Annotated in this window: 10 protein-coding genes; 2 read left to right on the top strand and 8 right to left on the bottom strand. The window is 47.0% G+C overall.

Annotation, left to right across the window (positions count from 1 at the left end; translation table 11 throughout):
- Nucleotides 1–111: 111 nt before the first annotated feature.
- The 7 genes from QUB39_RS24905 to QUB39_RS24875 all read right to left on the bottom strand — a co-directional run bounded on the left by QUB39_RS24905 (nucleotide 112) and on the right by QUB39_RS24875 (nucleotide 7,299).
- Nucleotides 112–621 carry a pentapeptide repeat-containing protein gene (locus QUB39_RS24905; protein WP_333211565.1) on the bottom strand — a complete coding sequence of 170 codons (510 nt, stop codon included), beginning with the start codon at nucleotides 619–621 and terminating at the stop codon, nucleotides 112–114.
- Between the two features lie 155 nt (nucleotides 622–776).
- Nucleotides 777–2,126, bottom strand: a complete 1,350-nt coding sequence (locus QUB39_RS24900; RefSeq protein ID WP_333211563.1) for an LCP family protein — start codon at nucleotides 2,124–2,126, stop codon at nucleotides 777–779.
- A gap of 14 nt (nucleotides 2,127–2,140) precedes the next feature.
- Nucleotides 2,141–2,488, bottom strand: a complete 348-nt coding sequence (locus QUB39_RS24895; RefSeq protein WP_333168680.1) for a DUF6717 family protein — start codon at nucleotides 2,486–2,488, stop codon at nucleotides 2,141–2,143.
- 586 nt (nucleotides 2,489–3,074) lie between these two features.
- A complete protein-coding gene (locus QUB39_RS24890) occupies nucleotides 3,075–4,250 on the bottom strand; it encodes an aminotransferase class V-fold PLP-dependent enzyme (protein ID WP_333057584.1) in 1,176 nt (391 codons plus the stop codon).
- 49 nt (nucleotides 4,251–4,299) lie between these two features.
- A complete protein-coding gene (locus tag QUB39_RS24885; protein ID WP_333057586.1) occupies nucleotides 4,300–4,905 on the bottom strand; it encodes a molybdenum cofactor guanylyltransferase in 606 nt (201 codons plus the stop codon).
- A 159-nt stretch (nucleotides 4,906–5,064) separates the two neighbouring features.
- Nucleotides 5,065–6,129, bottom strand: coding sequence for an anthranilate phosphoribosyltransferase family protein (locus QUB39_RS24880; RefSeq protein WP_333211560.1), 1,065 nt, complete (start codon nucleotides 6,127–6,129; stop codon nucleotides 5,065–5,067).
- A gap of 195 nt (nucleotides 6,130–6,324) precedes the next feature.
- Complete coding sequence (locus tag QUB39_RS24875) at nucleotides 6,325–7,299, bottom strand: LysR family transcriptional regulator (RefSeq protein ID WP_333211558.1); 975 nt, start codon at nucleotides 7,297–7,299, stop codon at nucleotides 6,325–6,327.
- 616 nt (nucleotides 7,300–7,915) lie between these two features.
- Here QUB39_RS24875 and QUB39_RS24870 point away from each other — a divergent pair.
- A complete protein-coding gene (locus tag QUB39_RS24870) occupies nucleotides 7,916–11,323 on the top strand; it encodes a PAS domain S-box protein (protein ID WP_333057591.1) in 3,408 nt (1,135 codons plus the stop codon).
- A 112-nt stretch (nucleotides 11,324–11,435) separates the two neighbouring features.
- Here QUB39_RS24870 and QUB39_RS24865 read toward each other — a convergent pair whose 3' ends face one another.
- On the bottom strand, nucleotides 11,436–12,752 hold the full coding sequence (locus QUB39_RS24865; RefSeq protein ID WP_333211556.1) for a HEAT repeat domain-containing protein: 1,317 nt from the start codon (nucleotides 12,750–12,752) through the stop codon (nucleotides 11,436–11,438).
- Nucleotides 12,753–12,980: 228 nt separating this feature from the next.
- Here QUB39_RS24865 and QUB39_RS24860 point away from each other — a divergent pair, with 228 nt between their 5' ends.
- A complete protein-coding gene (locus QUB39_RS24860) occupies nucleotides 12,981–13,850 on the top strand; it encodes a lipid kinase (protein ID WP_333231688.1) in 870 nt (289 codons plus the stop codon).
- Nucleotides 13,851–13,985: the final 135 nt, after the last annotated feature.

Raw genomic sequence — 13,985 nt, 5'->3', positions numbered from 1 at the left:
TTCCTCAAACCCCTCGCCTTGCAGGAGAGGGGCTTTAATTTGTGTATTTCACTTTCCTACAGGTGCATCTAATCAAATAATTAGCCAGGGATTTTCTTTAAGTGTGAATTCCTACGGACATCCCAAACTTTCGCGAGTAGAAACTCCCGTCACGGGATTGACACCATCTGCTTTCTCGCACAGGAGAGTCACTTGATAAGCGTCGATAATCGCGTCAGTAAAGTCAGCGCCGGAAATTGCAGCATCAAAAAACCGAGTTCGAGTCATAATTGCCTCGGAAAAATTAGCATTCGTCAAATTAGCGCCGTCGAATGTAACTCTATCTGCCAAAGCACCGGAGAGGTTGGCACCTGACAAGTTGGCATTCAGCAAAACTCCCTTAGTCAAAATCGCATTCGTTAAATCAGCACCTTGAAAATTTGTTCCCCGCATTTCAGCAGCGACAAATGTTCCCCCCGCTAAATCCGAGTTAGAAAAATCGCGATCGGACAAATTAATATTTGTGTAATTAATATTTGTTTTCGGCAGGGCAAATGCCGGAGTAGCACTCAGCAGCACCCAGCCAAAAGCCAACACTAAACTTAAAACCAGGCTCAGGAAAATTCGGAAAACTCTTTTCATGATGATGGGAATGGGGAATTGGGCATAGTTGACTGTTGACTGTTGACTGTTAACTGTTAACTGTTGACTGTTGACTGTTGACTGTTAACTGCTGACTAATGACTAATGACTAATGACTAATGACTGATGACTCATGACTAATGACTCATGACTAATTAAAATCGCTTTACCCAATCTTCGCCAACGCGAAGCGTCAAGTCAGAATTAATTTCACCGGTAGAAGATGCTTCAAGTTTACCGCCGCCTAACTCTTTTTGCAGTAGATTCGCTGCCTCTAAATCGCCTTGCTGAACAATAATTTGACTTTGACGCTGCTTTTGGGGCGCATCCTGCACTACAGATACATTAAAAAATCCCTTTTTTGTGAGAAATTCAGCAACGTTTTTTGCGCTTGTCGGTTTGCTAGAAGCGTTTTGGACAGATATTTTGAGGTTTTTGGGCAACAGGGACTCGGTTGGGTTGCGAAATCGTCCTTGTTCAAAATCCGGCACGCTCTGGTTCAAGTATTGTGTCATAATGCGATCGCGCCCGAGCACATCTACAATCCAATAACTCCTCAAATCCCCTGTTTCTGAACTAGAACGTCCAGGCAACATTACCATTTTAAAATTATCTCGCTCCAATTGCAAACCGAAATTGGCTAGCGTCAATATTTCCTCATAACTTAGGTTTGTATCCACATATTTTTGCATCAATCGAACAATTTGTGGCAAGCGCACCAATGCTGATGGACTTGCGAGGCGGTCCCGAATAGCTTGAATTAAAGATTGCTGCCGCTGAATGCGGCCAATATCTCCTAAACCATCGTTGCGAAATCGAGCAAATTGTTCTGCTTGTTCTCCGTTGAGAGTTTGCCATCCCTGGCCTAAGTTTATTTTTAACTTTTGGGCAGTATCTGTATAGGACATCGCGCGAGGTACAAATACCTCAATTCCGCCCAACAAATCGACTAATTCCTGAAACGCATTACTGCTGACTCGCACGTATCGTTCAATTTTCGTATTGTTCAGCATACTGCTAACCAATCGCGTGGCCAAAGCTGCTCCTCCTCTAGCATTGGCTTCGTTAATTTTGCTGAAGCTAATTCCAGCATCTTCGACTTTAGTATCTCGTGGAACTGAAAGCAAACTAATAGATTTATCTCTAGGTTCGAGGTGCAATAAGAGTATTGTATCGCTGCGACCGTTAAATATCTTAGGGGAATTGGCGGCAGATTCTGGCACACTGTCAATTCCCAATATCAAGACATTAACTGACCGCGACAGGCGGTATCCAGAGCGGTTGGAGGATAAATAGTCAAAGCCAGTCGCCTCTAATACTCTATTGATAATTGGCGGTTCCACGGGAGCTAAAAGGGCGGTAATTGCACCCAATGTGGCCGAGATGGCGGCTGTGAAAACCAGGAAAAATAGCCCCACTATATACAGGAAGAATTTAGGCTTTTTTCTAGAAATTTGATCGACTGGTGTAACAAAGTCTCTTTTAAAAATTGACAAGTTTTTCATAGACTTGCTGTTGGTTATTGCAGTTTTTCAGCTTTGCAGTAAAACTTGGGCGGTGCTTCTAGAAAGTATTTGAACATAGCCGGACACAGCCAGCCTTCGAGATTTTTCGATTCCCACCGATACCAGTTACCGCCGTATTCTGCTTTCAACCACAGCATTTCTGCTTGATATCCGGGAAATGGATTGGCTGAAAATAAAAGTCGGAAACCTTGGGCGGCATTGGGAATGTCTGCCACAAGCGCGTTAATCATTTCGGGGACGCCCTGAACAAATGGTTCTCGGACAAGTCCGACTCGCTCGTCGTCAAAAACCCAGGTGTACTGTTCGCGATAGGGGTAAATTACCATCATGGCATTGGACATGGTATTCGCCTCTTTTCATTTCCTTTTTTTGTCTGCAAAAATGCAACTGTTGATACATTATATTCTGTGGCGCGGAAGTTGTGCGCTATCCGCTTTGACAACCCTGTTTTAACTTAGGAATTTTCGCGGGTTATTTACAAAGTTTATTCGGTTTTGGCGGATTGGCGAAGTTTAGGGCTATGGGGCTTTATATCTATTTTTGTGTTTTTTTTTATTTTATGTAATACCAATTCTCCAAACTCTTGCAACAATTATGAGTTTTTGGTTTGTTTACGCTCACGCTTCAGGTAAGGTGCGTCGCTTGGAGATTGTCGCTCTTTTTTAGGATTGGCAGGTGGCGACGCACCCTACAGCTACTGTTGCATGAGTTTTGAGAATTAGTATAAATAGTATCCCAATTAAACAGAAATAAAGGTGATTACTGCCAGGATTTTTACTCTTATGGTGCCTATTTGTATAACCATTACTACGTTTATAGTAAGGACAAATAGTCTGTATTCATCCCAACTATGAGAACCGACACCCTAACTACCAAACTATAACTATTTGTAGCTGGGTGTGATGTTTCTTTTCGGGAAAATCCCGCTCAAATTCTCGTCAGCTCAACCAGGGCATTAGCTAAATATTGATACTGCGGCAAAGTATTGTATAATTGAGCCGAAATCCTCACCAACTGCTTACTAGCATTCGGCCAAGGAATCACCGGAACTTCAATTTTAAAAATCTCCCACAGCGCCTCTTGCAAAGGTGGAATTCCTCCCTTTGCAACCACATCAGACTGGGAGTCTAGCAGCGGCACAACAGCCATCGAACCCACCATTTCATCAGGACAAGGTAGCGGCAAATCTAATTTGTCCGCCAATATTTTTCTTCCAGCCAATGCTAAAGCATGATTCTTTGCCATCAATTCCGGCCAGCCGCCGCTCAACAAAGAACCCATAAAATCAATAGCTACAGGCACGCACAAATAGGGGCTAGGATCGACTGTTCCCATCCAGTCAAATTCTAGTTGAAAGCGCGATTTATCAGCACGGGGCGAGTTAGCACCGTGACTGATTGTAGTTGGCCGAATGGCATTTTGTTTGTCGCGCCGCACGTATAAAAATCCCGCACCTTTCGGCGCGCACAGCCACTTGTGGCAATTTCCCGTATAGTAAGCCGCGCCAATTTCCTCTAAATTCAGTGCTACCATTCCCGGCGCGTGAGCTCCGTCTACCAATACATCCACGCCACGGTTAGCTAACTCGCCGACTAACTGTTTGATGGGAAAAATTAAACCTGTTTGGCTGACAACGTGGTCTAATAAGGCTAACTTTGTTTGCGGTGAAACGCACTTAATTATTGCTTCAATAACTTGGTCGGGTGACTCAATGGGAAAGGGGACTTCTGCTACTATTACTTTAGCGCCTGTACGCTCGGCTACAAAATTAAGTGTGTTGCGGCAAGCGTTGTATTCCTGATTTGTAGTTAGCAATTCGTCGCCAGGAGAAAAACAGAGCGATCGCAAAACTGCATTTACTCCCGTCGTCGCATTCGGCACAAAAGCCAAGTCATCCTCACTCGCACCGAGAAATGCTGCTAACTGATTTCTCGCATTATCCAACAAGGGTTCAAATTCCCGCAGTAAAAAGCGCAATGGTTCTCTTTCCAGTTGTTCTCGAAAAATGGTTTGCGCTTCGAGTACGGGAATCGGACAGGCCCCAAAAGAGCCGTGATTGAGGAAAGTTATATCGCGATCGAGCAACCAATATTGGTTAATCATTAGTAAATAGTAATTAGTAATTAGTCAGTTAACTGTCAACTGTCAAAAGTCAACAGTTACTCATTTTACCTTTTAATTGCTCAAACTCTTCTAATGTATTGCAATTCGATAACATTACTGCTTCTCGTTCCCCTACAGGTAAAGGGATTGCGGGTATTTGATTTAACCAAACTTGAAAGGAACGTCCTCCTTTGTCAATAAAACTTTGCAAGCTGGGCAGAGATTGTTGGCGGTAGAAGCCGCACAAAGGCTCCCAGCGCGAATTTTGATAAGGGACAACTGCTAAAGTTGATGGGGGAAACTCTGTTAACTGACTTGCCCAATTCTGAATAATCTGGGCATCCAACAAAGGCAAATCGCAAGCTAACAGTAAAATCCACTCGGCGGCAATTTCTGTCAATCCCTGAGTCAATGCAACCAAGGGCCCGGATCCCGGATTGTACTCTACCAGAAATTGGGATGTTTCGGTTAAGGTCGATCGATAGCGATCGGGCCAAGCAGTCAGAACATAAACTTCGGGGGTTACAACTGCGGCAACTTCCAACGCCCGCTGCAAGAGGGATTTGCCCTCTATTTCCAGTAGAGCTTTATCCCTACCCATCCGCGAACTTTGGCCGCCTGCAAGCACAATTACGGCAATTTTATGATTAGTCATTAGTCAGTAGTCAGTAGTCAGTAGTCAGTAGTCAGTAGTCAGTAGTCATTAGTTATCGCAAGAATTGTCTGTTTTGAACAGGCAAGATGCCTGTTCCACAATAATTATTGGAGATGTCTAGTAGTCAGTAGTAAGTAGTCAGTAGTCAACTGTCAACTGTCAACTCAAAACACTAACGGCTTGGCTAACTTCCTCAAGTTTTTGCACGACTTGACCCCGACTTAATAAAGTTTCTGCCTCAATCAAACCCGAGCTCATATCCAAACAAACTCCGCTGCGCCACAGATAAAATCCGCCGTTCCAGATAGCGGACTGCATCACTTCTGAGGGTTTTCCAAGCAACACTTCCTGCATTTGTTTTAATAACTCAGAGGTTGATTCAAATGCCGGATTTGTGTTGCTAAAACCGTAATCTCCGTGGGCCAAAAGCAGTCGTTCAAACTCGGCATCCGGCTTAGCAATGCCGATAATCGCAGTACGATCGCGCGGCAAATCGCAGCTTCCCTCCAATCCTTTGACTGTGGTATAATTTTTGATTCCCCGCAACTCAAAGGCTTTTTGAAACATACCTTCTGTCGGCGGGTGGACGTAGCCCGATATGACGTTAACATCGCCGGCACAGGGACACCACATCAACTCCATTGTCGAAAAAGGTGGCCGTTTTCCAATTTCGCGGCGGTAGGGCACTAAAGCGGCGGCTTGAGGAAAATGCTTGGGAAGGTACACAAAACCCAAACCCGTATTGTCAAAAACTTGCTGGACTTTTTCTAAACTCAGTTTTCTCCAGTCAACTCCCAAACCGCGCCAAATTTCAATCAGGGGAATGCCTTCCTTGGTTGGCATGGTATCCCCGCCGTGCATGAGGGTTGGGACGCCAGATGCGGCTAAAATTAGGGCGGTTATTGGGCTAATTGGAGCCGTGCGCGATCGCCCGTCGTAAGCAACGCCAAACACGGCGACGGTAGAGACGGAAAACCCTTTTTCTCGGTTTGGGGGGGCAAGAAGGGGCCCCAATTCTTCATAAGCATCGAGCATTCCCGCTAATTCTTCCCCAGTGGGCCGTTTAATGCGGTGGGAAATCATAAAAGCTCCTATTTGAGCTGGTGTTGCTTCCCCCAGCAGCATCATCCGCGTGGCTGCTGCTGCTTCCGAGCGAGTTAAGTTTTCTCCTGTGTGTACTCCGCTGCCAATTTTTCGCAGCAATTCTCTAAATGCGTCACTCATAACATTTGAAGTTGGTAATTGGTAAGGGTAATTGGTAGTATTTGAACCGTTTTAAATTTAAATTTCAGAACTATCTATTCAAAATTATCGAATTATACCAGTTCCCAAAAAGAAGGCAATTGTTGGAAATGTCCAAACCCTTATTTCATCAGTCATTCCCAATCTAAAATATAAAATATAATATCTAAAATGGTATTAACTCCCTGATTTTTCTAGGTTGATTACATCAAATGGCGGCACAAATTCGCGTACCAAATTCCAGAAATGGGCGATCGGCGGAATTTGCATTCGATCGTGAGTTGTCACCAACACCACTTCGCGAGTCCAAGTGGGATCTGCGGCCAATTGACCGATCGTCGAAACCTTGGAATTTGACCGCTCTTGGGCGATCGACCGAATTGCTAAAGTACGATCGCCCTTCGCCTCCACCAAAGCTGAATGCGGCAGCAAAGCAATCAATTCTCCCTGTCGCACCACACCCCGAAAAGCATCAAGAGTGTTGAGTTCCAAAACAGCATGAAGTTTAGCACCGATGCGTCCAAATTGTTCTTGCACCATCCGCTGCATTCCGTACCCGTCCTTAAACACCACTTGCGGGTAACAAATCAATTCCGGCCAAGGTACTCGATCGTACTGTGCCAGGGGATGACCCGCCGCCATCAACACCTCGATCGGCTCATTGTAGAGCACCTCAACCAACATTTCCGGGGCTTGAGTAAAATGGCGGTTGTTCATCACCACAGCGATGTCAACCAAACCGTCTTTGAGGACTTTCAGAGCTCGATCGCTCCCGAGGGCAGTCACTCGCAATTGCACGTCTGGATAGTCGCGGCAAAACTTTTGCAGCACAGGTGGCAAATAAGCAGCGCAAACCGAATGAATCGCCGCCACGCAGAGTTCCGGCTGCTTTCCTGCCCGTAAGTCTCCCAATTCTTCAGCAGCATTTCGCCAAGTCTGACAGATTTTGCGAGCGTGAGGCAGTAGGCATTCCCCTCCCACAGTCAGTTTCGCGTGGGCCGTGCGGTGAAACAGCGACAAACCCACTTCCGCTTCTAATCCCTGCACTTGGCGGCTAATAGTCGATTGGGTAACGCCACACTTCCGGGCCGCTTGCTGAAAGCTACCAGTTTCAGCCACTGAAAGAAATGCTTGAAGCTGCTCTAAGCGCATGGATGTTTCATTCGAGATGGTTTCAGAAATTTTACTGGAACATAATCTGTGACATTAACCGATGTAGTAGCAGAATTTAGTAGACTTTGATACAGGTACAGATTAGTTTTGATTCCAGCGCCAGAGGCGGGGATGCTGCGCTCTAAGCATCAATCTGCTCCGGCAGGATTTCTGAGCCTCCAAGTAGAGGTCGATTCTCCTATGTTGAAGGGATTTCTGAATCTGCAAACTTATCAAAAAATAGATTCAATAAAGATGAATTTATCGACTATTGCCAGTTGCTAGCTAAACCGTTTCACCCAACGGCACTTTAGTAATCTCTTCATCAAGCGCGCTCAATTGCTCTGTTTTTCCGTAAGTTGTGAATTCAAAAGATAGCATTGAATTTCGTACCTCCTTGGGAATTATAGTACCTCACTCTCCCTAAACCTCTCAATAAATGGACAAATATTTCAGGCAGGTTAGTTAAACCCTGCTGTGAACTTTCCTCCCCGGACTAAAGTCACTTTTGTTTTATGTTTTTTTGTGTATAAACTAGAAATTAGCGGGTCAGCAACACAAGTGCAACTAAGATCGATCGCACAGGAAAGCCGAAATGCTGCTCTTTATTAAGATTATGTCATTTAACCACAATTTTATTCCGCAAGATGGCTGTTGCCAGTGGCAACCCCAGTTGATGGGACTGCAGGTGGTCAGCGATGTGTTAATTGCCTTGGCTTATTATTCAATTCCAGCACTTCTGACATACTATGCCCGGAAGCAGCGGGACGTGCCTTTGAGCAAGGGGTTTATCCTATTGGGAGCCTGGTTTTTCTGGGGCGGGACAACTTACTTGATGCAAGTTTGGATGCTGGTGCACCCCAGCTACTGGCTGTCAAGTTCGATCGCCCCCGTTACCGCTATCATCTCTTTGTGGGCTGTAGCGTCCCTGAGACCTTGGATTTCTCAAGTGTTGGCTTTGGCTGGGGCGGCCTCTTTTCCAGGAAATACGGCGCTGGAATCTGAAAAGGTCGATCGACTGCAAGCCGACTCTGATATTACAAATTCCGTCCCCTCCCTCACAACCGAACTCCAGCAAATTAACCAGCAATTGCTTGCAGAAATAACGCAGCGAGAGCGAGTCGAGGATCTCCTGCTTGACACCGTAGGCAAGCTGCAAGAAAGCGAAGAACGCTTCCGCGTTTTTCAGGAATTATCTCTAGACGGTTTTAACGTGTTCCGCAGCATCCGCGACGAATCCACAATTGTGGATTTTGAATGGGAATACGTCAATCCTGCTGCAGCAAAAATTCAGCAGAGTACCCCAGAGGAATTAATCGGCAAGCGATTGCTGCAAGTGCTGCCGGGCCATAAATATAGCGGTTTGTTCGACAGTTACGTCCAAGTTACAGAAACAGGAATTCCCCTCGATACCGAGATTTATTACAACAGCGAAAGCGAAGGCATTGTCGGCTGGTTTCGGATTATGACCGTTAAATTGGGCGACGGCATTGCTATTTCTTTTGGCGATATTACTAAGCGCAAGCAAGTAGAAGCATCCCTGCGCGAGGCGCTGCAAAAACTCACTTCTCATTTTGAAAATACGCCCCTAGCGGTGATTGAGTGGGATGAAAACTTTCGTCTCAGCGGGTGGTCGCCGGCGGCCGAGAATATTTTTGGCTGGGAAAAAAGAGAAGTTTTAGGCAAGCATTTTAGCGACTGGAACTTTATTTCCAAGGGCGATTTGTCAGAGGTAGAATCTGCAATTTATAGTTTAAAAAAACCAGAAAATCGCTGCAATGTAGTTCGCAACAGCAATTATAATAAGAGGGGTTCGTTGGTACACTGCGAGTGGTACAATTCGGCTTTTTACAGCGATTCGGGACAGTTGGTATCGGTGCTGTCTCTGGTTTTGGACGTGACTGAACGCTTTAAGTTTCTGGAAGTGCTGCGACAGTCTGAAGAGCGGTTTCGGATTGCAGCAGAAAGTGCCAGTGATTTGATTTACGAATGGGATATCGAGACCGACATCGTGCTGTGGTTCGGTCACGTAGACGAACATTTGGAGTACGCAAAAGGCGGATTTCCGAGGACAAGAGCAGCTTGGAACAGTATCTTGCACCCGATCGACCGCGATCGAGTTTTGGTCGCAGTCGATCGGTATTTGAGTGCGCCAGACAGTTCTGCCGCCCCATTTTTTGAGGAATACCGCGTTCAGTGCCAACGGGGTGGCTTGCTCCATTGGATCGATCGGGGCAAAGCAGTGCTTGACAAACAAGGCAATCCCTGCAAATGGATCGGCGTAATTAGCGACATCACCGCTCGCAAAGAAGCCGAAGAACAGCGGAATTGGGCATTGGCGCGGGAACAGGCCGCTCGTCGCGAAGCCGAAGCCAGCGAACAGTTGTACCGCGTCCTCGCTGAAGCCATCCCGCAAATAGTTTGGACTGCCAGACCCGACGGCTGGCTCGACTACTACAACCAGCGCTGGTTTGAATATACTGGCTTGACGCTGGAGGAAACTCAAGGCTGGGGGTGGCAGCCAGTTTTGCATCCAGATGACGTGGAAGATGCTGTAGAAAGCTGGAAGACCTCGGTGCAGACGGGGAGGACTTACGAGGTGGAATACCGCTTTAAACGAGCCTCTGACGGGGCTTACCGCTGGCATCTGGGCAGGGCATTGCCCGTGCGGGACGCTGAGGGGAAAATTCTTAAATGGTTCGGGACTTGTACCGATATTGACGATCGCCAGCGATCGGCCCAAACAGCCTATTTTAACGCTCAAGCTTTGGCTTTGCTGTCGTCGGCTTCCCTGGATTACGAGAAGGCGCTGCAAGGTTTGGCAGATTTAACAGTACCGGGGCTAGGGGATTGGTGCTGTGTGCATTTGCTCGATGCCGACGGCTCGATCCGCTTGCAAGCAGTTGCTCACTCAGATCCGAGCAAAGTCGATCTGCTGTGGCAAATTGATCGGCGTATGCCACTCGACCCCCAGGGACGGCACGGAGTAGCAAAGGTGCTGCGGACTGGTGAGTCGAAGCTATACCCAGAAATACCGCAATGGGTGATCGAAGCAGTTGTCCCGGACAGGGAACTGCAGTTGGTGCTGCGCTCCCAATCCCAGGTGCTGTCGGCAATCTGCGTACCACTGATCGCTCGCGGGCGGACGCTGGGAGTGATTTCGTTGCTGTGCGGGGAGTCTGGCCGCCGCTGCGGGGTGGAGGATTTAATTTTGCTGGAGGATTTGGCGCGGGATGCGGCGGTGGCGATCGACAATGCGCGGCTTTACCGGGAAGCAGCGGAGGCCAACCGGATTAAAGACCAGTTTTTAGGAACGCTTTCTCACGAGTTGCGGACGCCTCTGAACGCGATTTTGGGCTGGGCCCAGATGTTGCGGCAGCGCCAGATGAGTGCCGAAAAAACGGCTGTGGGTTTGGAGACTATTGAGCGAAACGCGCGGTTGCAAACTCAGATGATTGAGGATTTGCTGGATGTTTCCCGGATTGTGAGCAACAAAGTGTGTTTGAAGCTGTTCCCGGTGGATTTGGTGCGGATTGTAGAAACGGCGGTGAAGGCGCTGATCCCTGATGCTGAAGCTAGGGGAATTGAATTGGTGAGTTTTTGTGGCGAAGGGGTGAGCTTGGTGAAGGGCGATGCTACTCGTTTGCAGCAGGTGGTGTCTAATTTGCTCTCGAATGCTATTAAGTTTACGCCGCCGTCGGGTCGCGTGGAAATCACGCTCTCGGAGGATGGGGAACCGGGAGCAGGGGGTGGCGCCATCTTGTCTGGGCCGTCTCCGGTTCACTCTGTTTCGATCGTTGTTAGCGATACGGGAATTGGCATCAGCAAGGAGTTTTTGCCCTTTGTGTTCGATCGCTTCCGCCAAGCTGACAGCACTTCTACGCGCAATTACGGCGGGCTGGGACTGGGGTTGGCGATCGTCCGCCATCTCGTGGAACTCCACGGCGGCAGTGTCTGGGCCGAAAGTCCTGGGGAAGGACTCGGCTCGACTTTCCGAGTCCGACTGCCAATTGAGCACAGCTAAAGTTGTGATTTTTCAGTTATCGAGTTCAAAATTCAATATTTAATTTCTACGTAAGGTGCTTATGGCGCACCCTAAATTTAAATGTTCTCCGTAAATCCGCCCGCTCTTAATTTTATTGCCATTCTTGCAGGGCGATCGCAATTCCTTGTTTCAATTTTGGTTCGAGACTCTCTTGTTTCACTAAGCTTTCTAATTTCTGCCTAGCCTCAGCAGCACCTAGCTGTTTGAGCGCTGCCATGCAGTGTAGCCTGACGCTGTTGTCTGCGTCGCCCAACATTGGAATCAGAGCATCTAGCCCTCTCATATCTCCTAATTTTCCTAAACCTAAAGCTAAAAATTTTTTGCTAACTGCCTCCTGCACGGCCGGATGATCGGTTTTCAACAAATCAATCAGAATTTCAGCAGCAACAGCTTTTAATTGCGGCTTTTCTACTCGCCCTAAAACCGTGACTATCTCTTGACAAACAGTATAATTTATGTTAGTAAATTGCGCCCTTAATGTCTGATGCAAATATGCTAAAGCGGTTGCAGTTTCCATCCAGCTTAGGGCGCGCACAGTTTCGATTTGCAATTCAACCGGAGTTATTGGCGATCGCAGCAATTCAAATAAAGCAGCAGCAGCAGCATCGGTTTTCACTCGCCCGATCGCGATCGCCGCTTGCTGACAAACTTCTAATCGGATGTCGGAAAGCAAAGGTTTGAGCAAGTTAACTAAATCTAATTCTGCATCTAAATAGGCGCGCACACCCAGAGCTCGCACGGCTTCTTTTCTGACTGCTGTCGCCGGATCTTTGAGTGCTGCTACCAGTACCGGGGGGATGCGGGAATCGTGAAAGCTGCTCAGGGCCTCGATTGCGGCTGCCCGCACCGCAACTTGAGAGTCTCCGACTACGCTCAACAGCGGTGGGATGGTTTCGGTGCGCCGAATTTGGGCGAGTGCTGCTGTTGCAAACTGTCGCGAGTCTTCTTGGAGTAGGAGAGTTGCGAGGGATTCTATAGCTGTCGGGCCGAAATTCCCTAGGGTTTCGGCGGCGATTTGGCTCAATTCTTCGTCGGAATTTTTGACTAATTCTACTAAAGCTTGAATCACTTCGGGGCTATTCCCTACGGGATAGCTTGGTTTCACGAACTTTCCGAGGATGCGGGCGGCAAACCACCGGGGTTCGGTGTCTGCGTCTTCGTCTTCGAGCACGGCAATTAAAGGTGCGATCGCGCCATCTCCCAGATTTGGCAATACTTTAGCAATTTCCCAACGGTCTTGAAAATCGCCCGATTTTAAGGCTTCTATTGCTAAACTGACAGCTTGCTCTAAAATGTGTTCTTCCTGCGGCTTGCTACCGTCGGCTGTCACTTGCTGCAAGCATTCAACTAACAAGGGCCAGTTTTGGCGAGCGGCCGCGACTTGCGCTTTTTGTAAAAAATTATACATGATTTTAAATTAAGTTCGATCCACAAGCGAGGTTTTTTGCTGCTAAGTCAGAGCCGGAGGGAGCTATTTTTTACAAATCTTTTGCTACAATTATCCATTTTTTAACATTTTTGTCAATCCATCATAACTGGTAAAATGGAAGTAAAGCATTAATTTCATGCAGTTAAGGCATCAAGCTATACTTTTTGTAATTTAAAAGACCCAATATTCCTAATTAAAAATTAACAAATGAAGAAAGCTCTACTTTTAGTAAACCAGCACTCCCGAAAAGGGCAAAAGCTATTATCTCAAGCCACTGTAAAATTAGAAGCACTGGGTTTTGAGTTAATTATAGAGTCTACCGACCACGCCCACGAACTTTCCGACACGATTCGCCGCTACCAAAATCGAGTCGAATTAGTAATAATTGGCGGTGGCGACGGCACTCTCAACGCCGCCATAGAAGGTTTGATAGACACCAAGTTACCCTTGGGTATTTTGCCCATGGGAACAGCTAACGACCTAGCCCGCACTCTGAGAATCCCTACAGATTTATCAGCAGCTTGTCAAGTAATCGCCAGGGGTAAAGTTCGACTAATAGACCTAGGTTGGGTGAACGGCAAGCATTTTTTTAATGTGGCGAGTTTGGGATTGAGCGTGCAAATTACCCAGCGGCTGACTAAAAACGTGAAGCAGCGCTGGGGAGTTTTAGCTTATGCTTTTACTGCTTTGCAGACAATTTTGTCAGCGCGACCGTTCCGAGCAGAAATTAAGGTAAACAACCAATCTTTTAAGGTGAAAACTATTCAAATTGCCATTGGCAACGGTCGCTATTACGGCGGAGGGATGACAGTAGCCGAGGATGCCACAATCGACGACAAGCGACTGGATTTGTACAGTTTGGAAACAATACACTGGTGGGAAATCATTGCTTTGCTGCCGGCTATGAGGCAAGGAAATTATACCAGTTCGCCTAACGTTCGCGTCTTGTACGCTCAAGAATTTGAGGTGAATACTAGCAAACGCCGTCCGATTAATACCGACGGTGAAATCACAACTTACACGCCTGCAAAATTCCGAGTCATTCCCCAAGCTTTAGCAGTTATAGCTCCTTCATAACTCATGACTTATATAATTATGTTGTGGAACAGGCATCTTGCCTGTTCATATATAATTATGTTGTGGAACAGGCATCTTGCCTGTTCATATATTTGCCACGGGCAAGATGCCCGTGCCACAGTTAATTAATCAATA

The organism is Microcoleus sp. AT8-B5 (assembly GCF_036705565.1).
Lineage (GTDB): Bacteria > Cyanobacteriota > Cyanobacteriia > Cyanobacteriales > Microcoleaceae > Microcoleus.
This window is presented reverse-complemented; position numbering and strand designations above follow the sequence as displayed.

Excerpts from the sequence above, each read along its gene's own strand:
- QUB39_RS24905 (WP_333211565.1), bottom strand. The coding sequence starts at position 621 with ATGAAAAGAGTTTTCCGAATTTTCCTGAGCCTGGTTTTAAGTTTAGTG.
- QUB39_RS24900 (WP_333211563.1), bottom strand. The coding sequence starts at position 2,126 with ATGAAAAACTTGTCAATTTTTAAAAGAGACTTTGTTACACCAGTCGAT.
- QUB39_RS24895 (WP_333168680.1), bottom strand. The coding sequence starts at position 2,488 with ATGTCCAATGCCATGATGGTAATTTACCCCTATCGCGAACAGTACACC.
- QUB39_RS24890 (WP_333057584.1), bottom strand. The coding sequence starts at position 4,250 with ATGATTAACCAATATTGGTTGCTCGATCGCGATATAACTTTCCTCAAT.
- QUB39_RS24885 (WP_333057586.1), bottom strand. The coding sequence starts at position 4,905 with ATGACTAATCATAAAATTGCCGTAATTGTGCTTGCAGGCGGCCAAAGT.
- QUB39_RS24880 (WP_333211560.1), bottom strand. The coding sequence starts at position 6,129 with ATGAGTGACGCATTTAGAGAATTGCTGCGAAAAATTGGCAGCGGAGTA.
- QUB39_RS24875 (WP_333211558.1), bottom strand. The coding sequence starts at position 7,299 with ATGCGCTTAGAGCAGCTTCAAGCATTTCTTTCAGTGGCTGAAACTGGT.
- QUB39_RS24870 (WP_333057591.1), top strand. The coding sequence starts at position 7,916 with ATGTCATTTAACCACAATTTTATTCCGCAAGATGGCTGTTGCCAGTGG.
- QUB39_RS24865 (WP_333211556.1), bottom strand. The coding sequence starts at position 12,752 with ATGTATAATTTTTTACAAAAAGCGCAAGTCGCGGCCGCTCGCCAAAAC.
- QUB39_RS24860 (WP_333231688.1), top strand. The coding sequence starts at position 12,981 with ATGAAGAAAGCTCTACTTTTAGTAAACCAGCACTCCCGAAAAGGGCAA.